Here is a 23,446-nt window from a genome sequence, read left to right as displayed (position 1 = left end):
GGTGAGCCGGGCCCCTCCCTCATTCGTCGTTCCGGCCCCCGCCGGTCCGCGCGGGCTCTCAGTCCGTCACGAAGGCCGTCACGAAGGCCGCCAGCCTCGCCACGCCGTCGATGATCTGCGCCTGCGTCAGCGAGCTGACGGACAGCCGCAGCCGCTGCTCGCCACCGCCCGCCGGGTAGAACGGCGCCATCGGTGTCCAGAGCACCCCGCGCTCGCGGGCGCAGCGCTCCATGGCGGCCTCGTCGGCGACGAACGGCACCGTCAGCACCGCGAAGAAGCCGCCGTCCGGCCGGGTCCAGGAGATGCCCAGCCGGTTCCGCACGGAGGCCGGGAAGTGCCGGTCCAGCTCCCGCAGCAGGGTGTCCAGGCCGGCCGCGTAGTGGGCCGTGGCACGGGCGTTGGCGGCCCGCAGGCGGCAGTCGTGGGTCAGCAGCATGCCGCCGATGACGGCCTGGCTGAGCGCCGGGGTGTTGACCGTCGTCATGCTCTTCAGCTTGGCCAGCTCGTCCGCGAGGAGGCTGCGCCGGCCGTCGGGGCCGGTCACCTCCTGGTCGGCGACCACGTAGCCGAGGCGGGCCCCGGGGAAGCAGGTCTTGGCGAAGGAGCCCAGGTGGACGACCTGGCGGCGGCGGTCCAGCGCCTTGAGGGTGGGCCGCAGCCCCGGGGTGCGGGAGAAGAAGCCGTACGGGTTGTCCTCGACAACGAGCACGCCCTCCTCGGCCGCCGCCTCCAGCAGCCCGGCGCGGGCCGCGACCGGCATGCTGGTGCCGGAGGGGTTGGCGAAGTCCGGGACGACGTAGAAGGCGCGCGGACGGCGCCCCTCGGCCCGCACCGCGCGGGCGGCCTCCCGGAGCGCCGCCGGGTCGGGGCCGCCGTCCGGGCCCTCGGGGACGGGGCGGACGGTCAGGTCGAGCAGCCGGGCGGCGCCGGTGACGCCGACGTAGCAGGGCGAACTGACCAGCAGGACGTCGTCCGGGCCGGCGCACAGGGCGCGCAGCGTCAGCAGCATGCCCTCCTGGGCGCCGACCGTGACCACCACGGCCGCGGGGTCGACGGTCAGTCCCTCGTCGTGGGCGAGCGTGCGGGCGATCAGCTCGTTGATGATGCCCTTGGTCGGACCGTACTGGAACAGCGCGGTGCGCACCGCGTCCCGGTCCAGGCCGCGGTCGGCCAGGTGGGCGAGGTAGGTCTCCAGGTACGCCGGGACGTCCTGGGGCTCGAAGAAGCCCTCGTAGGGGCGGCCGGGGGCAAAGGAGACCGCCTCCGGGTAGCGGGTGGTGACCTCGTTGAGGAAGGTCATCGCGTCCAGCAGCGGATCGGCCAGGGAGGCGTGCAGGTCGCTCAACGGGATCGTCATCGCAGCGCCTCCCGGAGGCGCCCGGCCGCGAAGTCCTGGGCCTCGGCGGCGGCGTCCAGGGTGCCGGTCATGGCGAAGAAGCCGTGCGGCATGCCCTGGTAGCGGCGCAGGTCCACCGGGACCCCGGCGGCGCGCAGCGCCTCGGCGTACTGCTCGCCCTCGTCCCGCAGCGGGTCGTACTCGGCCGTCAGGACGGTCGCGGGCGGCAGGCCGGCCAGGGTGGCGGCGCGCAGCGGGGAGACGTACGGGCTGGCGCCGTCGCCCTCGTCGGCCAGGTAGTGGCCCCAGTACCAGGCCACCGAGCGGCGGTTGAACAGTGCCGGGTCGTCGTGGGCGCGCAGCGAGGGGGTGTCGGCGCCGTGGTCGGTGTTGGGGTAGACCAGCAGCTGGTGGCGCAGGGCGGGGCCGCCCTCGGCGCGCAGCAGGAGGGTGAGCGCGGCGGTGAGGTTGCCGCCGGCGCTGTCGCCGCCGACCGCGATCCGGTCCGGGTCGACGCCGAACTCCGCCGCCCGTTCGACGAGTTGCAGCAGTGCGGCGCGGCAGTCGTGCAGCGCCGCGGGGAAGGGGTGTTCGGGGGCGAGCCGGTAGCCGACGGAGGCGGTGACGCAGCCGACGGCGTTGGTGAGCCGGCGGCAGATCGCGTCGCTGGTGTCGGGCGAGCCGAGCGTCCAGCCGCCGCCGAACAGGTAGAGCAGAGCGGGCAGCCGGCCGCCGGGCGGCTCGGGACGGTAGAGCCGCAGCGCGAGTTCGCCGCCGGGACCGGGGATGCGGTACTCCTCGACGGCGGCGACCGGTTCGGGCGTTCCGGCCGCCGCGCGGATGTCCGCGAGGTCGGCGGCACGGGCCTCGGCGAGGCTGAGGGTGTAGAGCGGCGGGGCACCGCTCCCGGCGCGCCTGGTGCGCAGCGCTTCGGCCTGGGGGTGCAGGGGCATGGGCGGATCCATTCGGTGCGGAGGGCTCAGCGGTCTGCCTCGACGTACACGGTCTCGTCGGTGCGGAAGGCCGTGTCGAGGTCGGCGACGTCCGGCCGGGTGCCCTGCCGGTAGGCGCACGGGCGAATCCTCCCGGGGTCGAAGCCCGCCCGGGTGAGGACATGCCGCAGTTCGTCCAGATCGTAGATCCACTGGTGCCCGAAGTACCGGAAGATCTGGTTCACCAGGAAGGCCGGACGCGCGGGCATCGGCGGGCCGAATCCGAGGGTGGTCAGCCGGCGCCGGTGCTTGGCGAGGAAGCCGTCGCCGGTGGCGTAGCCGACCAGGTAGCGGGCGAGGTCGGGGGTGGTCAGGCGCAGCACGCCGCCGGGGCGCAGCACCCGGCGGGCCTCGCGCAGCCAGCCCACGGCGACGGGCATGGTGACGTGCTCGATCAGGTGCTCGGCGTACACCCAGTCGACGCTGGCGTCGGCGAAGGGCAGCGGTTCGGCGATGTCTAGCCGGGTGAACCAGCGGTCGCCGTCGACCCGGTAGAGGGTGCCGGGCTCGGTGGCGGTGTCGGGGCTGCGCAGGGTGGCGAGGTCGGTGCCGAGCCCCTGCGGGTGGGCGGTCCGGAAAGCGGCGAACTCGATGCCGGTGATGCCGAGTTCGCGCAGGCCCGCGTGGTCGCGCGGCAGCCCGCCCGGATGTGCTTCGAGCTTCTCGCAGGTGGCGACCTGTTCGCTGAAGGCGTCCAGCCGGGGGGCCAGCCCGTCCGGGTCGTCCCAGTCCCAGCCCGGGAATCGCTCGCTCTGCTCGGTCATGTGTCGGACCTCCTGGTGGAAAGAACGCGGTTCGGGGGCGGCGCGGTTCAAGGGCCGCGCGGGTGCGAGGCGGATGAACGACCGCGCGGGTGCGGCGTCAGCGGGCCGGGCAGGGCCAGGGGGCGAGGACCGTGCGGTCCAGGTCGGCGAGCCGGGGGCGGCCCAACAGGGCCATGGTGTGCTCCAGTTCCTCGCGCAGCAGGTCGAGCACCCGGTGCACCCCGGCCTCGCCGTCGGCGGCCAGGCCCCAGAGCGCGGGGCGGCCGATCAGCACGGCGCGGGCGCCGAGGGCGAGGGCGATCGCGAGGTCGGTGCCGCTGCGCACGCCGCCGTCGAACAGCACCGGCAGGTCGGCGGGCACCGCCTCGACCACTTCCGGGAGCGCCGCCAGGGCCGGTATCGCCCCGTCGAGTTGGCGGCCGCCGTGGTTGGAGACCAGGAGGGCGTCGACGCCGTGCTCGACGGCCAGCCGGGCGTCCTCGGCGGTGAGGACGCCCTTGAGGACCAGCGGCAGCCGGGTGCGTTCGCGCAGCCAGGCCAGATCGGTCCAGCTCAGGGTGGGGTCGAACTGCTCACGGGCGTGCTCGGCGATGCCCGAACCGCCGTCGGCGGCGCGGTGGCTGGCGGACATCAGGGACCGGTCCAGGTTGACCGCCCGGACGGTGGGCGGGACGGCGAAGCCGTTGCGCAGGTCGCGCAGTCGGCGGCCGATCCTGGGGGCGTCCACGGTCAGCACCAGTGCGCGGTAGCCGGCCGCCTCGGCGCGCTCCACCAGGGCTGCGAGGGCGGCGCGTTCGCGCAGCCAGTACAGCTGGAGCCAGAGCGGGCCGGTGGCGGCCGCGGCGATCTCCTCCAGGGTGCGGCTGGCGAACATCGCGGCGACCAGCAGGGCTCCGGCCCGGCCGGCGGCGCGCGCGGTGGCGGTCTCACCCTCCGGGTCGACCAGCCGGTGGTAGGCCATCGGGGCGATCCCGAGCGGGAGGCGCAGCGGTGCGCCGAGCAGGGTCAGGGCCGGGTCGCAGGCGGAGACGTCGACCAGTGTGCGCGGACGCAGCGCATGGCGTCCGAACATCTCCCGGTTGGCCGCCAGGGTGCGTTCCGCATCGCTGCCGCCTTCGATGAAATCCCAGATTTCCGTTGGGAGTCGGTCGCGCGCCGCACGCTCGATCCCGGCCGACGTGAGAACTCTCACGGGCATTCCTCGTTCCAGGACGGCCACGCGCGGGCCGGTCCTGGTTGGGCAGCGTAGGAGCAACGACCACATTGGTATAGACCTTGATTTGACCAAACGTCTGTGCCATGGTCTGGCCACGGAATTGGCCGTTCTGACTTGTTAACGGCGTTCATGTCAAATCCCCTCACTTGTGTGGAGCCGCGTTGACCGGCTTTTTCCCCTCCGTACTTCCGGCTGCCTTCCTGCCGCACTCCGACGCCCCGGACTCCTGGGTCGACCGGCTGCTGCTGGCCGGCCCCGGCACCGAGGAGTGCCTGCGCCTCGGCGCACCGCTCGACCGGGACGCCCTGCGCGGCCTGGTCGAGGAGCAGACCGGCCGACTGGCGGCCGCCGGGCTCGGCCCCGGCGGGACGGCGGCGCTGCGGCTGCCGCCCTCGGTGGCGTTCGTCGCGGTGCTGCTGGCATGCTGGCGTCTGGGCGCCCAAGTCGCACTGCTCGACCACCGGTTGACCGACCACGAGATCGACGCGGCGGTGGCGCGGCTGGCCCCGCAGGTGCTGGTAGGCTCCGCCCATCGGTCCGCGGCGGCCCTGCGCGGCTTCTCCGAAGTCGAGCCGGTGGCCGTCCCGTTGACGGACGGACGCCCGGCCCGCACCGGGCACGCGTTGATCCAGCTCAGCTCCGGATCCACCGGTCCGGCCAAGGTCATCGCCCGCACGGCGGCCGATCTACTACGCGAACTCGACTGTTACCGAAGGCTGGTGGAGTTCCCCGGTGACGGCGAGCGGGTCGTCCTGCTCTCCTCGGTGGTGCACGTGCTCGGCCTGGTCGGCGGGCTGCTCAACAGCCTGCACGCCCGGGTCGCGCTCACCGTGCCGGAGCGGATGACGGCGGCGGGCATCCTCGCCGAGGTCGCCGCGAGCGACCGGCCGACCACCGTGATCGGGGTACCCTTCCACGCCGAGCTGCTGGCGGGGACGGTCGCTCCCCCGCCGCTGCCCCGGCTGCGGCGGATGGTCGTGGCGGGCGAGCTCGTCCGCCCGGGACTGCCCGCGCTGTTCACCGAACGCTACGGCGTCCCGCTCGGCACCATGTACGGCATGACCGAGACCGGGGTGATCGCCACCGACCTCTCCGGCACGCTCCACCCCGCCAAGCAACCCGTGCACGGCATGGAACTGCGCCTGGTGAAGGGCGAGTTGCAGATCGGCGCGGCGGCCTCCCCGTACCCCGGGCTGGACGATCCGACCCGCTGGTCGGACGGCTGGCTGCACACCCGGGACGCCGCCGAGCTGACCGCCGACGGCCTGGTCACCGTGCTCGGCCGACTGGACTCCCAGGTCTCGATCGGCGGCCTGAAGGTCGACCTCACCGAGGTCGAGCAGACGCTCGCCGCGCTGCCCGAGGTCCGCGAGGCCGTGGTGGTCTTCGACGGCAGCGCGATCGAGGCCTACCTGGCCACCGAACCCGGGACCGACCTCGCCTCCGTCCAGGACGGGCTGGCCCACCGCCTGGCCGCCTACAAGCGGCCGCGCCGGCTCGCCCGGCTGGACCGGCTCCCCCGCACCGCCACCGGAAAGCTGCTGCGCGACCCGGCCGCCCTGCGCGAGAGCGCGGCCGCCGGCCGGCCCGCCGCAGGCTGACCCCGCCCGCCACCGGGCCGGCCGCACCCCGATCCCTTCGCACCACCACCCCGACAAGGAGCCCACCACCATGCAGGACCGCATCCGCGCCTTCGTCCTGGCGGCACTCGCCGAGATGCAGTACGACGTCTCCGAGGTCACCGGGGACACCGACCTCGGCCCGGCCGGACTGGACCTCGAATCGCTCGCCCTCGCCGACCTGTCGGTGCAGGTCGAGGACGAGTTCGGGATCAAGTTCGACCTGGACGAGATGGAGACCACCGCGCTGATGACGCTCGACGAGTTCACCGCCGACGTCACCCGCCGGGTCGACGCCCTCGCCGCCACCTCCGGCAGCGCCGCATGACCGGCTCCCCGCTCCCCGACACCCTGCCGGACCGGACCGAGGTCCTCACCATGCTGGCGGCGTTCGGGCAGCGCGCCGTCGACGCCGTGCCGGAGGACCTCGGGTCGCTCGAACTCACCTGGCTCGTCGCCGAGTTCGAGCAGCGGTACGGGCTCCAACTGGACCTGGACGACGACCGCTTCGGCGCGGTGCGCACCGTCGACGACGCCGCCGGACTGCTGCGCGAGGCCGTCCTCGCCGACCGCGCGGGCGCACGGCCGTGATCGCCGCCGGGACGGGCACCGGACCACCGGGCCGGACGGCCGGCCACCCCGTGGTCACCGGTGTCGGGGTGCTCAGCGCCGCCGGGCGCGGACTCGCCCCGCTCACCGAGGCCGCCACCCACGGCAAGTCCCTGTTCGGCCCGGTCACCCGCTTCGATGTGAGCGCCCGCCGCACCACCCGGGCCGCGCTGTTCCCCGCCACCGTGCCCCTGGCCTGCACCTTTCCGCTGGCCAGGGCCGTGCTCGACGCGATCGGCCAGGCCTGCCGGCAGGCCGGACTGACCGCCGCCGAGAGCGCCGGACTGCCCGTGCTGCTCGCGCTGCACAGCGACGAGCGCACCCGCGCGACCGCCGCCGCGGTGGCCGCCGGGGTCCGCACCGACTGGGGCGCGCCGGGCGTCACCCGGGTGTACAACGGCGCCTGCGTGGCCGCCGCGACCGCCGTCGCCGACGCGGGCGCCCTGGTGGCCGCCGGACGGCACGAGCGGATCCTGGTCGCCGCCGGACACCTGGTCGAACCGGGTGTCTTCGCGGTCTTCGACGCCGGACGGGCGCTGGCCCGGGACGGCGAGGCGCGCCCGTTCAGCGCCGGCCGCACCGGCACCCTGCTCGCCGACGCGGCCGCGGCCGTCCTGGTCGAGTCCGCCCCGGCCGCCGAACGCCGCGGCGCGCCCGCCCTCGCCCGGCTGGCCGGCTGGGGCCGGGCCGGGGACGCCCACCACGTCTGCCGCCCGGAACCGGAGGGCGGCGGGGCGGTCCGGGCGATCGGGGCCGCGCTCACCCGCGCGGGCGCCGACCCGGCAGAGGTCGGCTACGTCAACGCCAACGGCACCGGGTCCGCCCTCGCCGACCGGGCCGAGGCCCACGCCCTGCGGCGGGTGTTCGGCCCGCACACCGACCGCCTGCCGGTCAGCTCCAGCAAATCCGTGCACGGGCACGCCCTGGAGGCCTCCGCACTGCTCGAACTCGCCGCCACCATCGGCGCGTTGGGCACCGGACTGCTCCCGGTCAACGCCGGCTGGCTCGGCCCGGACCCGGACGTCGCACTGGACCTCGTCCTGGACGGCCCGCACGCCGCCCGCCCCCCGTACGCCCTCAGCCTCAACTCCGCCTTCGGCGGCGCCAACACCGCGCTGCTGCTGGCCCCGGGATGACAGCCACCGCCATGACCACCCCTGCCGACCACACCCACGGACTGCGGATCCTCGCCGAGGCCCGCCACCCCGCACCGGGCCCGGACGGGCCACCGCCACCGCCGCCGCTGCCCGGCTTCTCCGCCTCCGGCTTCAATCCGCTGGTCGCCGACACCGCCGAACGCTGCCTGCGCGCCCATCACGGCGAGCCGCCCGCACCCGGGCGGACCGCCCTGCTGCTCGCCAGCGCGAGCGGCGACCTCGAAACCGCGCGGGCCATCGAGCGCAGCGCCGAACCCGGGCAGCGGACCGGCCCGCTGCTGTTCTTCCAGTCCAACCCCAACGCCGTCCTCGGACACATCGCCGCGCGCTGGGGCCTGACCGGCCCGGTCGTGGCGATCTGCCCGGCCGAGGCCGAACCCGGCCGTGTCCCCGCCGAGGCGTTCGAACTCGCCGCACTGCTGCTCCAGGACGGCGACGCCGACCGAGTACTGGCCGTGGCCGCCGAGCAGACGCCCGACGGGGACCTGGCGGCGGCCGTCCTGCTCGCCGGTCCGGCCACGGAATCCGGACCGGCCGAAACCGAACCCGCCGAAACCGAACGAACTGAACCCGAACGAACTGAACCCGAACGAACTGAACCCGCCGCCCGCCCCCGGCCGTAGCAATCATCGAGGCCCGGCGCCTGACGCAGCCGCACCCGGCACACCAGCGCCCCCGCCCGTCCCCGCCTCACTCCCGACATCCGCCGCCCGACGACGCGCGGCCGACCGCACCCGCCGCCCGTGCGGCCGACCCCTGTCACCCGATCAGCCGCCCGGGCCGTCCACCGGCCCCGAGGGAGGGATCCACCCCCGTGACCATCCGCAGCCTCCGCACCCAGCTCGCGGACGACCCCGACGTGGGCGCCGGCAACGTCCTGACCGCCCGGATCGCCCTCGGGCTCGACCTGGACGTGCCGTTGCTCAGCTTCGACACCCCGGTGGACGACCACCCCGCGTGGCAGCCCTTCACCCTGCGTGAGCTGGACCGCGCGGTCCGGGCCCGCGCCGCCGCGCTGCACGCGCTGGGCATCACCCGGCGCGACCCCGTCGTGGTGTACGCCAGCGACGCCGCCGACCACGTGCTCTCCTTCCTCGCCCTGGCCCGGCTCGGCGCCGTCCCGGCCCTGCTCAACCCCAACCTGGACGGCGAGCGCGCCGCCCGCTACATCGCCCGCCTCGGCGCGACCGGCGTCCTCGCCGACCCCGCCCACCTGGCCGCACTGGCCGGCCACGACCCCGGCGCGCCGCTGCTGCCGGAGATCTCCACCCTCGGCGCCGGCGACCCGGACGCCGCCCCCGAGCCGTACCGGCACTGGTCCGGCGACCCGGTGGCGATCACCCACTCCTCCGGCACCACCGGAATGCCCAAGGCCGTCGTCCACTCGCACGCGAGCCTGTACGCCGCGATCCGCCACCGGCTGCGGCTGCCCCGCCCCCAGGGCCAGGACCGGATGCTCAGCGCACTGCCCGCCCCGCACGCCGCCACCCTGATCGCCCTCAACCTCGCGCTCAGCTCGCACACCGAACTCGCCGTGCTCTCCCGGCAGTCCGGCGACGGCGTGCTGGAGGCCGTCGAGCGGTGGCGGCCCACCGGGGTGATCGGCTTCGCCGCCACCTGGGCCGACCTCGCCCGGCACGACCTCGCCGCCCGCGACCTGAGCTCCGTCGCGCTCTGGTGGAACACCGGCGACTGCGCCCACGAGGTGCACATCCGCCGCCTGATCGCCACCGGCAGCCGGGAGACCGTCACCCGGGCCGGCCGCACCCGGCTGCCCGGCTCGCTGTTCGTGGACGGCCTCGGCTCCACCGAGATGGGCCACTCGCACTTCTTCATCACCCACGGCCCCGGCACCGAGCGCTACGGCCGCTGCGTCGGCCGCCCGCACGCCTTCGTCGACTGCGAGGTGGTCGGCCCGGACGGCGAGCCGCTCGGCCCCGGCGAGGTCGGTGAACTCGCCACCGCCTCACCCACCTTGGCGCTCGGCTACTGGAACGACTCGGCCACCACCTTCCGCACCCGGCTGCGCGGCCGCTTCCTCACCGGGGACCTGATGTACCGGGACGAGGAGGGCTACTACTACCACGTGGACCGGGCCGTCGACTCGGTCGAACTCGGCGGCGGCAAGCGGCTGTTCACCGCCATGTCGGAGGAGCGGGTGCTGGCCGCCTGCCCGGACGTGCTGGACTGCACGGTGGTCGCGGTACGGGACGGCGAGCGCGTGGTCACCGACGTGCTGCTGCTCCTCGCCACTGACGCCGACCCGGCCGCCGACCGCACCTCCGCGGTCGTCGGCGCCCTGGACGAGGCCGCCGCCGCGACCGTCCGCAAGGTGCTGGTGGTCTCCCCCGACGACATCCCGCTCGGCCCGACCGGCAAGGTCCGCAAGGTCCTGCTGCGGGAGATCCACCTCGCGGCGGTGGGCGCATGAGCGAGCGGAGCGAACGCGTCGTCGAGGGGTGCGCGTCGCGCGGGGCGACCGCCGAGCGGAACGAGGTCCGCGCATGAGCCCGCGTCCCGGTGCCGTCGTCACCGGCATCGGCCTGGTCTCCCCGCTCGGCCGCCGACCCGCCGAGGTGTTCGAGGCGCTGGTCACCGGCCGCTCCGGCCTGCGGGCCGTCCCCGAGGACCACCCCGCGCACGGCTGGCTGCCCGCCGCCGGGATCGCCCCCGCCGTCGACGGCCGGGAGGTGCTGCCGCCCACCGAGACCCGCTGTGTGGACCGCTTCGTGCTGCTCGCCCTGGCCGCCGCCGACGACGCGCTCGCCGACGCCGGCCTGACCGTCGGCCGGGACTCCGACCCGCACCGCACCGCCGTGGTCCTGGCCACCGGCGGCGGCGGACTGGAGACCTTCGAGCAGCAGTCGCACCGCCGGCTGGAACGCGGCCGGCCCGGCGTCAGCCCGTACCTGCTGCCCGGGATGCTCTCCAACATGGCCGCCGCCCGGATCGCCATCAAGCACGGCATCCGGGGCTACAGCTCCGCCGTGGTGACGGCCTGCGCGGCCGGCGCCCAGGCGATCGCCGAGGGGCTGCGGCTGATCCGGGCCGGGGACGCCGACGTGGTGGTGTGCGGCGGCACCGAGTCCTCGCTGCACCCGACCATCGCCGCCGCCTTCACCAACGCCCGTGCCCTGGCACAGGGTTGGGACGAGCCGGAGCAGGCCAGCCGGCCCTTCGACACCCGCCGCAACGGCTTCGTACTGGGCGAGGGCAGCGCCGTCCTGGTCCTGGAGCGGGCCGAGCACGCCGAGGCCCGAGGTGCCGCCGGGTACGCGGACGTCCTCGGCTGGGGCGCCTCCACCGACGCCCACCACCCGACCATGCCCCGCCCCGACGGCACCGGCGCCGCCGACGCGATGCGCGCCGCGCTCGCCAACGCGGGCCTGACCCCGGGCGACATCGACTACGTGAACGCCCACGGCACCGGCACCAAGCTCGGTGACGTGGCCGAGACCGCCGCGCTGCGCGCCGTCTTCGGCGCGCAGCCGCCCGCGGTCAGCTCCACCAAGGGCGCCACCGGCCACCTCCTCGGCGCCGCGGGCGCGCTGGAGGCGGCGGTGACCGCCCTGGCGGTGGCGCGGGGGACGCTGCCGCCGACGCTCAACCTGACCGACCCCGACCCGGCCTGCGACCTGGACCACGTCCGGGGCGCCGCCCGATCCGCCCCGGTGCGCGCCGCGCTGAGCAACGCCTTCGCCTTCGGCGGCCACAACCTCAGCCTGATCCTCGGCCCGGCCTCCACCCGGGCAGCCCGATAGCGGTCGCCCAGTAACGGTCGCCCGACAGTGGCCGCCCGACAGTGGCCGCCCGCCGGCGGTGGCCCGCGCGCCGATCCCCGATCCACCGTTCCCTCCGGGGGGAGATCCCGTTGTCCATCCAGACCATCACCCACGTCGAGTTCCACTGCGCGGACGCCGACAAGACCGCGGCCGGACTCCGCGCCGACCACGGCTTCACCGTCGACGCCCCGGCCACCGCGCCCGACGGCGCCCGCACCGTCGGGCTGCGCCAGGGCACCATCCGGCTGCGGCTGACCTCCGCCCCCGACCCGGAGCACCCGGTGGCCGAGTACGTCGCCCGGCACGGGGACGGCGTCGCCGTCCTCGCGCTCGGCTGCGCCGACCCGGCGGCCGCGCTGGAACGGGCCGAGCGGCACGGCGCCCGGGTGCTCGACCGGGCCGGCGCCCTGATCGAGGGCTTCGGCGACACCGCACTGCGCCTGGTGGCGCTGCCGGACGCCGGGCCCACGGAGCCCCGCCTGCTGGAGGACCTCGACCACGTCGCGATCTGCCTGCCGGCCGGCACGCTCGCGGACGCCGTACGGTTCTGCGAGACGGCCCTGGGCTTCCGCACGATCTTCGAGGAGTACATCGAGGTCGGCGAGCAGGCGATGGACTCCAAGGTGGTGCAGAGCGCCTCCGGCGGCGTCACCTTCACCCTGATCGAGCCCGACACCACCCGCCGCCCCGGCCAGATCGACGAGTTCCTCGTTGCCCACGGCGGGGCCGGCGTCCAGCACCTCGCCTTCAGCACCCGCGACATCACCGGCGCCGTCCGGACCGCCCGGGAGCGCGGCGTGGAGTTCCTGAGCACCCCGGACGCCTACTTCGACGCCCTGACCGAGCGCTTCGGCGGGACGGCCATCCCGGTGGCGACCCTGCGCGACCTGCACGTCCTGGTCGACCAGGACCACGGCGGCCAGCTGTTCCAGATCTTCGCCCGTTCGACACACCCCCGGCGCACCTTTTTCCTCGAACTGATCGAGCGGCAGGGAGCGGGTACCTTCGGCACCGCGAACATCAAGGCCCTCTACGAGGCCGTCGAACGGCACAGTCCCACCGCCGACGACCGGCCCGCAGCCGTCGCCCGGCCCATCGCCGACGACCGGCCCTCCCCCGCACATCCGAAGGAGGCCCTCCCGATGGCCGCAGCCTCCGAGTTCCGGCTCACCGAGGCCGAGCTCGCCCTGCTGCCCACCCCCGACGAGGTGGCGCACTACCGCGAGCACGGCTGGTACCTCTCCCGCAGGCTGTTCAGTGACGAGGAACTGGACACCCTCCAGGCCGCCACCGAGCTGTACTACGCCGGCCACCGCGACCGCGAGCTGCCCGCCCGGCCGCCCCGGCTGGCCTCCTGGCGGCCCGAGGACGGGCCGGTCCAGCGGCACAACGACTACGTGCACTACGAGAGCGACGCGATCGGCGCGATCCTGCGCAAGCCGCTGATCGGCGCGGTGGCCGCGCTGCTCGCCGGAACCGAGGAGATCCGGATCTTCCAGTCGACGCTCATCTACAAGCCCCCGGTGCCCGAGGAGCCCAGCAACAGGGTGCCGTGGCACTTCGACAAGCACTACTGGCAGACCTGCACCTCGGACGAGATGCTCACCGCCTTCATCCCGTTCCACGACTGCCGCGAGGAGAACGGCACCATCACCATGATCGACGGCAGCCACCGCTGGCAGGAGCTGCCCTCCGGCGAGGACTCCACCCGGCACTTCGCCGACCGCGACGGCTCCGAGCTGGAGGACATCCTGGCCGCCAACGCCGCCCACAACGGGCAGCGGGTGCGGAAGGTGCCGATGCTGATCCCGCGTGGCCACATGTCCTTCCACCACTGCCGCACCTACCACGGCAGCGGCCCCAACCTGGCCTCCCACCCGCGCCGGGCGATCTCGCTGCACCTCCAGGACAGCGCCAACGAGTACCGCCGGCACGACCGGCCGGACGGCGAGCCGGTGGTGTACAACCACGACGTGCTGGTGCGCCGCACGGACGACGACCGGCCGGACTACGCGGACCCGCGGTTCTGCCCGGCGGTCTGGCGGGGACGGCCGTGACCGCTCCCGCACGCACGACCGACGAGGGCGCCGGGCTGCCGGAAGGCCTCGGCGCACAGGCCCGCCCCGGTGCGCACGCCGGCTCCGATGTGCAGGGCGGCCCCGCCCCGCTGGACACCCCCGCCGAGCGCTACCGGATGCTGCGGCTGATCCGCGGCTTCGAGGAGCTGGCGCTCGGCCTGGTGAAATCCGGCGCGATCCCCGGCGGCATCCACCCGTACATCGGGCAGGAGGCCGTCGCGGTGGGCGTCTGTTCGGCGCTCGGCCCCGACGACCGGCTCGCCAGCACCCATCGCGGCCACGGCCACGTGCTCGCCAGGGGCACCGCCCCGCACCGGCTGCTCGCCGAGCTCCTCGGGCGGGTCGACGGATCGAACGGCGGCCGGGGCGGCTCCATGCACGCCGCCGACTTCTCGCTGGGCATCCTCGGCGCCAACGGCATGGTGGGCGCCGGCGCCCCGATCGCCGTCGGCGCCGCCTGGGCGGCCCTGGCCGCTTCCTCCCCCGAACGGTCGGCGGCCGAACGGGTGACAGCCGACGGTCCCGTCGCCGGGCGGCCCGATTCGGGCCGGACCCCGGTCGCGGTGGCCTTCTTCGGCGACGGCGCGCTCAACCAGGGCGTCCTGCTGGAGTCGCTCAACCTCGCCGCGATGTGGCGCCTGCCGGTGCTGTTCGTCTGCGAGGACAACGGCTACGCCACCACCCTGCCCGCCGCCACCGCCGTCGCGGGCAGCGCCACCGGCCGGGCGGCCGCCTTCGGCATCCCCGCCGAGGAGGTGGACGGCATGGACACCGAGGCCGTTCGCACCGCCGCGCTGCGCGCCGTCGAACGGGCCCGCACCGGCCGCGGCCCCGGCTTCCTGGCCTGCCGCACCTACCGCTACGAGGGCCACCACACCATGGAACGCCGGATGAAACTGCGCTACCGCTCCCCGGAGGAGGTCGGGGCCTGGCGCGAGCGCGACCCGCTCCCCCGGGCCGCCGCCCTGCTCGACCCCGCGACGGTCGCCGATCTGGACCGCGCGGTGGCCGAACAGCTCTCCGCCGCCGAGGAGTTCGCGCTCGCCTCGGCGCACCCGGACCCGGCGGGGGCGCTGGACCACCTGTACGCCGACGGGCTGCGGCCCCGGGCGGGGGTGACCGCGTGACCAGGCTCTCGTACACCAAGGCGCTCAACCGGGCACTGGCCGACGAACTCGCCGCCGATCCGGCGGTCTGCGTCTTCGGCGAGGACATCGGCGCCGGTCTGGCCGGGCCGACCCTCGGCCTGCTGGACCGCTTCGGGCCGGGGCGGATCGTCGACACCCCGCTGTCCGAACAGGCCTTCACCTCGATGGCGGTCGGCGCCGCGCTGGCCGGCCGGCGTCCGGTGCTGGAGTTCCAGATCCCGTCCCTGCTGTTCCTGGTCTTCGAGCAACTCGTGAACCAGGCCCACAAGTTCTCGCTGATGACGGGTGGCCAGGCGGCCGTCCCGCTGACCTGCCTGGTGCCCGGCTCGGGCTCCCGGGACGGCTGGGCCGGGCAGCACTCCGACCATCCGTACAGCCTGTTCGCGCACGCCGGGGTGAAGACCGTGGTGCCCGCCACCCCGACCGACGCCTACGGGCTGCTGCGCTCGGCGATCCGCGACCCGGACCCGGTCGTGGTGTTCGCGCCCGCTGCCGCGATGCCGGTGCGCGAGACCGTCACCTGGGACCTCGTGCCCGTCCCGCTCGGCCGGGCCCGGATCCACCGGCCGGGCACCGACGTCACCGTGGTCGCCCTCGGGCACCTGGTGCACGACGCCCTCGCGGTCGCCGAGGAGCTGGCGCCGGACGTCTCGGTGGAGGTCCTCGACCCGCGCACGGTGTACCCCTTCGACTGGCAGGCGCTCGCCGACTCGCTGGAGCGCACCGGGCGCCTGGTCGTCCTGGACGACTCCAACCGCAGCTGCGGCTTCGGCGCCGAGGTGCTGGCCACCGCCGCCGAGGAGATGCGCCTGATCGCCCCGCCCCGCCGGATCACCCGCCCGGACGGCGCCGTGCTGCCCTTCGCCCCGGCCCTGGACCGCGCCGTCCAGCCCGGTCGCGAGCAGCTGCGGCACGCGCTCGGCCTCGTGCTGAAGCACCGCTGACCGCACCCGCCCACGAACTGTTCGGCATCGATTCACAAAGATCACTGACGAGTACGCGCCAGAAACCGTACGATGATCGCGCAAGACCCCCGTAGACCCGTTGACTGCCCAACGAGCCCACCAAGGAGTCGCATTGTCCACGAACCGCTACCACTGGGACCGTTCGCACCCCGGCCTGAGCAGCCTTCAGCAGGCCATCGACCCGCTGCGCCGCGAGGTCGTCGAGCACACGGTGTACCGCTCGCTCACCGGCATCGAGCGCGTCCGCACCTTCCTCGGCAGCCACGTCTTCGCCGTCTGGGACTTCATGTCGCTGCTCAAGAGCCTCCAGCGCGACCTCACCTGTGTGGACGTGCCGTGGGTCCCGAACGGGCCGACCGCCAGCCGCCGGCTGATCAACGAGATCGTCCTGGTCGAGGAGAGCGACGAGCTCGGCGAGGGCTACACCAGCCACTTCGAGCTGTACGTGGAGGGCATGCGGCTGGCCGGTGCCGACCCGCGCCCGATCGAGGAGTTCCTGGCCCTGCTGGGCACCGGCAGCACCGTTCCGGAGGCCCTGAAGAAGGCCGAAGTTCCGCAGGCCGCCCTCGACTTCACCTCCACCACCTGGTCGATCGTGGAGAACGCTCCGGTGCACTGCCGGGCCGCCGCCTTCGCCTTCGGCCGCGAGGACCTGATCCCGGACATGTTCGCCCAGGTCATCCGGATCGACGACCCCGAGGGCGCGCTCACCGTCTTCAAGGACTACCTGGCCCGTCACATCGAGGTCGACGGCGAGCAGCACACCCCGATGGCGATGCAGATGCTGATCGACCTGTGCGGCGACGACCAGGACAAGTGGGACTCCTGCGCCGAGACGGTCCGCACCGCGCTGCGCGCCCGGCTCGGCCTGTGGACGGCGATCGAGCAGTCCTTCCAGTAGTCCTTCAGGACAGACCCCGGATCACCTGGGTCACCTAGATCACCTTGGGCAGGACGGCCGCCGACGCGGGCGGCCGATCCTCCGCCCGCCGGTAGCGGTGCAACGCCGCCCGGCCCTCCGCCCCGCGTACCCGGGCGGCGAGCCGGGCCGGCAGCACCACGGTGGCCAGCCGGCCCTCGCCGCAGAACCCCTCCACCGTCCAGCAGACCCAGGGAATCGGATAGTTGGCGGCCGGACTGAAGAGCACCGGGCGCCTCCCCTGGAAGCCCACCGCATAGGCGCCGAAGCCGCTCCAGTTGGAGAAGCTGAACCGGCGTGCCGCCGGGTCGAAGCCCAGCGGCACGCAGTCGCGCAGCCGCGCGCGGCCGAGGGTCGCCAGGAACCACAGGTTGGCGCGGAGGTTGAGGTGCGCGGCGGGGAACTCCTCCAGCGCCGTGCGCAGCGCGCCCGCCAGCACCGCAGGCCCGTCCTCGGGACGGTGCGGCAGATGGACCTCGCTCAGCAGGTTGCCCATCAGCGCGGGCGACAGACCCAGCCAGCGGCGCACGTTGACCGGCACCGTCAGCATCCGTTCGGCCTCGTCCCCGTCCAGCTCCCGCAGGGTGCTCAGCAGGTGGGCGCAGAGCACGTCCCCGGAGGAGAGCCGGCGCCCGGCCGCCGCACCGAACTCCTCGCACATCCGGGCCAGTTCGGCATCGGTGAAGGCGATCTGGACGAGCCGGTTGGCGCGCGGCCCGGCCGCCACCTCGCGGGCCAGCAGCTCCGCCTCCTCCGTCGAGGGCAGCCGGAATCCGGGCCGGCCGCAGTCCTCGGCGGGGAGCACCTCGGCCAGCAACTCGTCCTGATCGTCGACGAGTTCGGCCTCGGGCAGCGGCTCCCCCTCGACCGCCGCGGACCAGGCCCGCAGCAGCAGCATGAAGCTGTGCAGGTCGCCGATCGCGTGGTGCCAGGAGCAGCCGAGCACCGTGCCGCCGTCGGCCGTGCGGGTCACCCGTACGGTGAGCACCGGGACGCCGCCGTCCCGCGCGGCGCGGGCGTCCAGCGGGGCGACCAGTTCGGAGCCGGGCGCCGTCACCCGGCCCATCGCCTCGGCGAGCGTGCCCTCCACGGTGTAGACCTCGAACGGCACGCCGGTGTCGTCGCAGACCGCCTCCAGGACGCCCTCGACGGTGCGCAGGCGTCCGGCGAAGACCGGCACCCGCTCCAGCGCACGGGCCAGCCCGGCGGCGAGCCGGTCGTCGTCCAGCGGGTGCTCGAAGCAGAGCGCGACCGAGACGGCGAGGTCGGCGAGCATGGTGTCCATCAGGCCGCAGCGCAGCACCCGGCCGGTGGCCTGCCCGGCCCGGACGGTCCTGGATCTTCGCAACTGGGGCCAGATGCTCATGGGTTCCGTTCCGAAGCACTCGACGACTTCCGGCGACGCGCGATGCGTTCCGGCGGCGCGCGATCCGCGGGCACGCCGAACGATAGTGGTGCGCGGAGGCAGTGGTCCAGTCCAATCCCGCACTCCGGAACGGCTCTTCGACCGCCGCGGCGACCGCACCGGCGATAGAATGCGCACCATGGGAAAGCGCCCCGGCGCACCCGCCGCACCGCCCCTCGCACGGGTCACCGGCACCGGATCGCCCCCGATCGGACCGGCCCGGGCCCACCTCGACGACCCGCCGCCGGCGCTGCGCGAGCAACGGCCCGCCCACGGTGCCGCGGCCGCCCGTCCGGGCCGATCCGGCCGCTCCGGCCATTCCGGCTGCCCGGCGTCACCGTCCAGCCACCGTCACCGCCCACCCGCCTCCGCCGCCCCGCCAGGAGGGAGCCGCCCGCCATGAACGCCGTGAGCCAGGTCTTCGCCGTGGTCGCCGCGGCGATCCACCTGATCGTGTGGCCGCTGGAGAGCTTCCTGTACGGGCACCCACGGGTGCGCCGCGTACTGACCGGCAGCACGGCGGACGCCCCGGAGGTCCGACTCTGGCGCGTCAACGTGGGCTTCTACAACCTGTTCCTGGCACTCGGCCTGGTCGCCGGACTGGTCCTGCTGCACGCCGGGCACCCGGGGGCCGGGCGACCGGTGGTGCTCTACGTCGCCGCGTTCATGGTCGCGGGCGGGATCACCCTGTTCGCCTCGGAACCGAAGCTGTGGCGCGGCGCACTCGGTCAGGCCGTCCCGGCGGCCATCATCCTTCTGGCCGAGGCTTTCTGACGCCTCATCAGTGGTTTCGAGGCCCTCCGGAAGGGCTACGATCCGCCTACCCCGCGACGGTCGCGGAGGCTGGGGGTGGCAGCAGTGGTCAGGATCCCGATCAGCGACCGGTACGTCGTCAGCCTCGGCTGCCGGGTGAGCGTCGAGCACCAGTCCGCCGTGACGAGGGTCAACTGGAGCATCGCCCACCTGCCGGAGGGCGGCTCGCCCCGGCCCACCGGCGGCGGCCGGGAGATCGGCGTCATCTGCCCGCGCTGCCGGCGCTCCTTCTCCGTCCGGGTGGAGACCGCCACCAGGGCGCGGGTCAAGCGGCGGGTCCACCAGGCGCTGGGCTGGCTGCTGGTGCTCTCGCTGCTGGTCACCGTCCCCCTGCTGATCCAGCTGGGCGGCCAAACCGTCGAGGAGGGCGACGACCAGGCGGTCGACAACATCGGCATGCTCTTCGCCCTGGCCGCCGCGGGCGTGATCGTCGGCCCCTCGCTGCTGTTCAGCGCGAGCGTGCACGACGGCATCAAGAAGCTGCGGCTGATCCGGACCGACGGGCGGAAGACCATGTGGGTGCAGGGCCACCGGCTGTTCTGAGCCGGTCCGCGCAGCCCCTCACCCCTCACCCCGCGCCTCCTCACCTCACCCTGCGCCCCCTCGCCGCCGAGATCGCCGTCCCTCGCTTCCGCGCTCCTCGCCCGGCGCCTCTCACCGCGGATCCGCCGGCAGCTCGCCGCGGTGTCGCACCCTGGTGGCGAGCAGGGCGCCGAGCGCACCGGTCAGCAGACCCCAGCCCGCCGCGAGCGGCACCGCCGTCCACAGCACCGGGCGCAGGGTGAGGCTGCCGCCACCCAACGCGGCCAGCGGGTTGTCGGCGCCGAGCACGGCGCCCAGCAGGTCGCCCAGACCACCCTGGCCGAGGCCGACGCCGAGCACGGAGAGCCCGTAGGCGGCGTCCACCCGGCTCCACAGACCCACCAGCAGCATGGTGACGGCGGTGGCGAGCGCGAACCGGACGGCGTGCTGTCGGAGCCGGACGGTGCGCGGCGCACGGCGGGCCGCCAGGAAGGCGGCCGCGAGCAGCAGGACGGCGGCCAGCGGCAGCAGCCACCAGCTGGCGGCACCCTGCTCGGCGAGGGTGCCGAGGTCGACGGTCGCCTGCCCGCCTTCGGGGGCGCGCAGCACGGCGCTGAGCGCCTTGGGGACGGGCAGGCCGAGCGTGCCGACCAGCCGACCGTGCCACTCGGCCCCGAGCCCCAGACCGAAGGCCGGCCAGGCCAGGTTCGGCAGCGCGAGCAGCACCACGGCCAGGGTCTGCCGGGCGTCGCCGTGCACGATCGCGGTCAGCACCCCGGCCACCGCACCGATCGCCAGGTACGCCAGCAGGACCAGCCAGAGCGCCGAGGCGGCCGGGCGGACGGCGAGTTGGTGGCGCACCAGCGCGGGCGGCAGCGGGGCCCGCCGGGACACCGCGAAGGTGAGCGCGAGCACCAGCAGCAGCCAGGCCAGCCCGATGCCGACGGTGGTCGGGCCGTCCGCGTGGAAGCCGACCTCCGGGGTCAGCCCGAGCGCTCCGCCGATCGACTCCGCCAGGTCACCGCCGAGCGGGACGACGAAGCTGTGCCGGGCGCCGAGGGTCAGCAGCACCAGGGCGAGCGCCCAGAGCAGCGCCGTCCGGCCGATCCGCCCGAGCAGTTCACCGCCGCTCGCGACCGCACGGAAGCGCAGCCCGCGCAGGAACACCTCGGCCATCGCGACCGCTCCGGCCACCGAAACACTCAGCGGCATCGCGCTGATCCCGGCCCCGACGGCCGCGAAGTCTCCCGCGCCGCCGTCGAGTCGGACGGTTCCCCCGACCGCGAGCGCGAGCGTCGCGGCCAGCACGGCGGGGAAGCCGCCGTCCGGGAGGTCGTCGGCGCCGGCCAGCCAGAGGCCGAGCGCGGCCACCGCGGCCATCGCGGCGAGTCCGGCCAGCACTACGGCGAGCGCCTCCAGCCAGCCGCGTACGGCGCCGGGCGGGCCCGCGACCCGGGTGGTGGGCTGCTGCATGTCGCCTCCTCGTCGCTCGCGGGCCGCTCCGGGGCCCGGGGCGGGCCTGGGCTCGATCGGCCCGATCGAACTCCCGGCCGGCGCCCGGCCGACGCCCGGTGAGGTTTCCAGGGTGACCGACGACCGGTGGGCACGCTCGGCGACGCTCCGCACACCTGCTGTTGCGACGGACGGGGCGGCGGGCGTGGCGCACGGGACAGCGGGAGCGGCGAACGGGGCAGCGGGAGCGGCCGGAGGCCAACGACAGGGCCCGCCGAGCCGAACGCGCCCGGCCCGGCCGCCCGCGAAACGGCGAGCCGACCCGGTGCCCGCCCGCCCCCTCCCCCGGCCGCCGCCCGTCCGGTGGCGGCGCACGTCAGGGCAGCAGCACCCTCGTGTCCTCGGGGCCCAGCACCCGGCCGTCCGCCGCGTGCACCTCGACCGGCGCGACGGGCGCGCCGGAATCACGGTCCACCAGTCGCGCCCGGGGCTCGCCCTGCTCGAAGAACCACTGGTCGCCCCACTGGCGCAGCGCCGTGATCACCGGGAACAGCGCGCGGCCCTTTTCCGTGAGCACGTACTCCTGGTACGGGCTGCCGTCGGCGGCCGGCGCGAGGTCGAACACGCCGTTGGCGACCAGGTTGGCCAGGCGGGTCGACAGGATGTTCTTGGCCAGGCCGAGGTTCCGCTGGAACTGCCCGAAGCGGCTCAGCCCGTCGAAGGCGTCACGGACGATCAGCAGCGTCCAGCCGTCGCCGACGACGTCGAGCGGACGAGCGACCGGACAGGCCGATTCCTCGTGCGTGGTGCGTTTCGGCACTTCTCCCACCTCTCAGCCCTCACCGGTCGACGCCCAGCCTACCGACCAGGACGTGGTTGCTTATTAAAACCAGGCTATGCCATGGTGTCGCGGTAGCACTTTGAAACCACCGTGCCGTCCGAGGGAGCCCCGCCCATGACCTCGCCCGCCCGCACAACCGCCTCCACCCCGGCCGACACGGCTGCCACGGCCGACACGCCAGGCATCCCCGGCGGAGCCCCGTCGCGCGGCCTGTCACCCGCCGTCGCCTGGCTGCTCTCCGTCGCCTGCGGCCTCGCCGTGGCCAACGTCTACTACTCGCAGCCACTGCTCGACCTGATCGCCCGGGACTACGGCATCGACCCGGCGACCATCGGCCTGGTCGGCACCCTCACCCAGACGGGCTACGCCCTGGGCCTGCTGCTGCTCGTTCCGCTCGGCGACCTCGTCAACCGCCGCACCCTGATCACCTCCCAGCTCGGCCTGTCCGTCCTCGCCCTCCTCGCCGTCGCACTCGCCCCCTCCGCTCCGCTGCTGCTCGCCGCGATGGCCGCCGTCGGCGTCCTCGCGGTCGTCGCCCAGGTGGTCGTCGCCCACTCCGCCCAACTCGCCGCCCCGGCCGACCAGGGCCGGGTGGTCGGCACCGTGACCAGCGGCATCGTGATCGGCATCCTGCTCGCCCGAACCGTCGCCGGAACCATCGGCGACCTGGCCGGCTGGCGGGCCGTCTACCTCGTCTCCGCCGTCGCGACCGCCGCCATGGCCCTCGCCGTCGCGGCCGCCGTCCCCTCCGAACGGCACCGCACGGCCGAGCGGATCGGCTACCCGCGCCTGGTCGGCTCGGTGTTCGCGCTCTTCGCCCAGGAGCGCGTGCTCCGCACCCGGGCCGTCCTCGCCCTGCTCGGCTTCACCTCCGTCACCGTGCTGCTCACCCCGATGGTGCTCCCGCTCGCCGCACCGCCGTTCAACCTCAGCCACACCCAGATCGGGCTCTTCGGCCTCGCCGGCGCCGCCGGAGCACTCGGAGCCGGGTACGCCGGCCGTCAGGCCGACCGCGGCCGGGCCGAACGCACCGCCGGAATCGGCCTGGTGGCCATGCTGGTCGGCTGGCTCCCGGCCGCACTGCTGCCGCACTCGGTCTGGTGGCTGGTGCTCGCCATGGTGGTGATCGACTACGGCCTGCAGTCCCTCCACGTCGCCAACCAGCACCTGCTCTACCAGCTCCGCCCCGAGGCGCGGAGCCGCCTGACCGCCGGCTACATGCTGCTCTACTCCGCCGGGTGCGGCGCGGGCGCGATCCTGTCCACCGTCGTCTACGACCACGGCGGCTGGACGGCCGTCTGCCTGCTCGGCGCCGCCACCAGCCTCGCCGCGCTCGGCTACTGGTGGACGGCGGCCCGCACGTGACGGCCGATCGCCCCGGGCCCGCTCAGCTCCCGGCCACCGGCGCGTCCTCCGACGACGCCGCGGCCAGGACCGCCCGCAGCTCCCGGATGCCCTCGCGCCAGGCCGGACCGCTCTCCGTCTCGTCCCACAGCTCCGCGAGCTCCGACTCCTCCGCCACCGCCCGGTCGAGCGCCGCCACCGCGAGCGGGCGCAGCTCGGCGGCGAGCGGCGGTATCGGCTCCTTCGGCCCGTAGGCCGTGGTCACCGCCGCCCCGCCCGGGCACTGCGCCGCCACCAGCGCGGCGGCGGCGACCGCCTCCACCGCCTCGTCGGAATCCAGGAACTCCTCCGCCCCGACGGCGCACAGCAGCGCGGACCGGAGCAGCGCCTCGCGCTCGCCCGGCGCCGCGTCATCCAGACCGCCGCCGAAATCCGCCGCCGAGTCGTTGTCGAAGTGCCCGATGTCCCAGGTGCCCATGCTGAT

Annotated in this window: 22 protein-coding genes; 14 read left to right on the top strand and 8 right to left on the bottom strand. The window is 74.8% G+C overall.

Features of this window, described 5'->3' with window-relative positions:
• Positions 1-58: 58 nt before the first annotated feature.
• The 4 genes from ACFVVA_RS09625 to ACFVVA_RS09610 all read right to left on the bottom strand — a co-directional run bounded on the left by ACFVVA_RS09625 (position 59) and on the right by ACFVVA_RS09610 (position 4,290).
• Positions 59-1,357, bottom strand: coding sequence for a PLP-dependent aminotransferase family protein (locus tag ACFVVA_RS09625; RefSeq protein ID WP_387687514.1), 1,299 nt, complete (start codon positions 1,355-1,357; stop codon positions 59-61).
• Complete coding sequence (locus tag ACFVVA_RS09620; RefSeq protein ID WP_387687512.1) at positions 1,354-2,289, bottom strand: alpha/beta hydrolase; 936 nt, start codon at positions 2,287-2,289, stop codon at positions 1,354-1,356. Before ACFVVA_RS09620 ends, ACFVVA_RS09625 begins: the two co-directional genes overlap by 4 nt.
• A 26-nt stretch (positions 2,290-2,315) precedes the next feature.
• Positions 2,316-3,092 carry a class I SAM-dependent methyltransferase gene (locus ACFVVA_RS09615; protein WP_387687510.1) on the bottom strand — a complete coding sequence of 259 codons (777 nt, stop codon included), beginning with the start codon at positions 3,090-3,092 and terminating at the stop codon, positions 2,316-2,318.
• Positions 3,093-3,189: 97 nt separating this feature from the next.
• The gene (locus ACFVVA_RS09610; RefSeq protein ID WP_387687508.1) at positions 3,190-4,290 is read right to left on the bottom strand and encodes an alpha-hydroxy acid oxidase; all 1,101 of its coding nucleotides are present in this window, start codon (positions 4,288-4,290) and stop codon (positions 3,190-3,192) included.
• Positions 4,291-4,469: 179 nt separating this feature from the next.
• Between ACFVVA_RS09610 and ACFVVA_RS09605 the strand changes: the two genes are divergently transcribed.
• From ACFVVA_RS09605 to ACFVVA_RS09555, 11 genes are all read left to right on the top strand, one after another.
• A complete protein-coding gene (locus ACFVVA_RS09605; RefSeq protein ID WP_387687506.1) occupies positions 4,470-5,909 on the top strand; it encodes a class I adenylate-forming enzyme family protein in 1,440 nt (479 codons plus the stop codon).
• Between the two features lie 70 nt (positions 5,910-5,979).
• The gene (locus tag ACFVVA_RS09600; RefSeq protein ID WP_359902554.1) at positions 5,980-6,255 is read left to right on the top strand and encodes a phosphopantetheine-binding protein; all 276 of its coding nucleotides are present in this window, start codon (positions 5,980-5,982) and stop codon (positions 6,253-6,255) included.
• Complete coding sequence (locus ACFVVA_RS09595; RefSeq protein ID WP_387687504.1) at positions 6,252-6,518, top strand: acyl carrier protein; 267 nt, start codon at positions 6,252-6,254, stop codon at positions 6,516-6,518. The genes ACFVVA_RS09600 and ACFVVA_RS09595 overlap by 4 nt, the downstream gene beginning before the upstream one ends.
• Entirely contained in the window at positions 6,515-7,672 is a 1,158-nt protein-coding gene (locus ACFVVA_RS09590) for a beta-ketoacyl synthase N-terminal-like domain-containing protein (RefSeq protein ID WP_387687502.1), read from the top strand. The genes ACFVVA_RS09595 and ACFVVA_RS09590 overlap by 4 nt, the downstream gene beginning before the upstream one ends.
• Positions 7,673-7,683: 11 nt before the next feature.
• Positions 7,684-8,316, top strand: coding sequence for a hypothetical protein (locus tag ACFVVA_RS09585; RefSeq protein ID WP_387687500.1), 633 nt, complete (start codon positions 7,684-7,686; stop codon positions 8,314-8,316).
• 191 nt (positions 8,317-8,507) lie between these two features.
• Positions 8,508-10,124, top strand: a complete 1,617-nt coding sequence (locus ACFVVA_RS09580) for a class I adenylate-forming enzyme family protein (protein WP_387687498.1) — start codon at positions 8,508-8,510, stop codon at positions 10,122-10,124.
• Between the two features lie 73 nt (positions 10,125-10,197).
• Positions 10,198-11,454: a beta-ketoacyl-[acyl-carrier-protein] synthase family protein gene (locus tag ACFVVA_RS09575; RefSeq protein ID WP_387687496.1), complete on the top strand. Its 1,257-nt coding sequence runs from the start codon at positions 10,198-10,200 to the stop codon at positions 11,452-11,454.
• A 110-nt stretch (positions 11,455-11,564) separates the two neighbouring features.
• Positions 11,565-13,532, top strand: coding sequence for a 4-hydroxyphenylpyruvate dioxygenase (gene hppD / locus ACFVVA_RS09570; protein WP_387687494.1), 1,968 nt, complete (start codon positions 11,565-11,567; stop codon positions 13,530-13,532).
• Complete coding sequence (locus ACFVVA_RS09565) at positions 13,529-14,680, top strand: thiamine pyrophosphate-dependent dehydrogenase E1 component subunit alpha (protein WP_387687492.1); 1,152 nt, start codon at positions 13,529-13,531, stop codon at positions 14,678-14,680. Before hppD ends, ACFVVA_RS09565 begins: the two co-directional genes overlap by 4 nt.
• Positions 14,677-15,645 (top strand): alpha-ketoacid dehydrogenase subunit beta, encoded by a 969-nt coding sequence (locus tag ACFVVA_RS09560; RefSeq protein ID WP_387687490.1) that lies wholly within the window; start codon positions 14,677-14,679, stop codon positions 15,643-15,645. Before ACFVVA_RS09565 ends, ACFVVA_RS09560 begins: the two co-directional genes overlap by 4 nt.
• A gap of 133 nt (positions 15,646-15,778) precedes the next feature.
• Positions 15,779-16,567: a DUF3050 domain-containing protein gene (locus ACFVVA_RS09555; RefSeq protein ID WP_387687488.1), complete on the top strand. Its 789-nt coding sequence runs from the start codon at positions 15,779-15,781 to the stop codon at positions 16,565-16,567.
• 34 nt (positions 16,568-16,601) lie between these two features.
• On the opposite strand, the gene ACFVVA_RS09550 is transcribed toward ACFVVA_RS09555, so the two are convergent.
• Entirely contained in the window at positions 16,602-17,951 is a 1,350-nt protein-coding gene (locus ACFVVA_RS09550) for an acyltransferase (protein WP_387687485.1), read from the bottom strand.
• A 438-nt stretch (positions 17,952-18,389) separates the two neighbouring features.
• Between ACFVVA_RS09550 and ACFVVA_RS09545 the strand changes: the two genes are divergently transcribed.
• Together ACFVVA_RS09545 and ACFVVA_RS09540 are read left to right on the top strand one after the other, a co-directional pair.
• The gene (locus tag ACFVVA_RS09545) at positions 18,390-18,764 is read left to right on the top strand and encodes a DUF1304 domain-containing protein (protein WP_387687483.1); all 375 of its coding nucleotides are present in this window, start codon (positions 18,390-18,392) and stop codon (positions 18,762-18,764) included.
• 75 nt (positions 18,765-18,839) lie between these two features.
• A complete protein-coding gene (locus tag ACFVVA_RS09540) occupies positions 18,840-19,346 on the top strand; it encodes a hypothetical protein (RefSeq protein ID WP_387687480.1) in 507 nt (168 codons plus the stop codon).
• Between the two features lie 111 nt (positions 19,347-19,457).
• Here ACFVVA_RS09540 and ACFVVA_RS09535 read toward each other — a convergent pair whose 3' ends face one another.
• Positions 19,458-20,798, bottom strand: coding sequence for a streptophobe family protein (locus ACFVVA_RS09535; RefSeq protein WP_387687477.1), 1,341 nt, complete (start codon positions 20,796-20,798; stop codon positions 19,458-19,460).
• A gap of 355 nt (positions 20,799-21,153) precedes the next feature.
• Complete coding sequence (locus ACFVVA_RS09530) at positions 21,154-21,597, bottom strand: winged helix-turn-helix transcriptional regulator (RefSeq protein ID WP_387687474.1); 444 nt, start codon at positions 21,595-21,597, stop codon at positions 21,154-21,156.
• Between the two features lie 135 nt (positions 21,598-21,732).
• Between ACFVVA_RS09530 and ACFVVA_RS09525 the strand changes: the two genes are divergently transcribed.
• Entirely contained in the window at positions 21,733-22,983 is a 1,251-nt protein-coding gene (locus ACFVVA_RS09525; RefSeq protein ID WP_387687471.1) for an MFS transporter, read from the top strand.
• Positions 22,984-23,005: 22 nt separating this feature from the next.
• On the opposite strand, the gene ACFVVA_RS09520 is transcribed toward ACFVVA_RS09525, so the two are convergent.
• The gene (locus tag ACFVVA_RS09520; RefSeq protein WP_387687469.1) at positions 23,006-23,440 is read right to left on the bottom strand and encodes a DUF4259 domain-containing protein; all 435 of its coding nucleotides are present in this window, start codon (positions 23,438-23,440) and stop codon (positions 23,006-23,008) included.
• Positions 23,441-23,446: the final 6 nt, after the last annotated feature.

Origin of the sequence: Kitasatospora sp. NPDC058048 (genome assembly GCF_042885555.1) — a bacterium.
GTDB classification, from domain to species: domain Bacteria; phylum Actinomycetota; class Actinomycetes; order Streptomycetales; family Streptomycetaceae; genus Kitasatospora; species Kitasatospora lactacystinica.
Note: the sequence above shows the minus strand (reverse complement) of the source record. Positions and strands in the feature narration are given on the sequence as shown.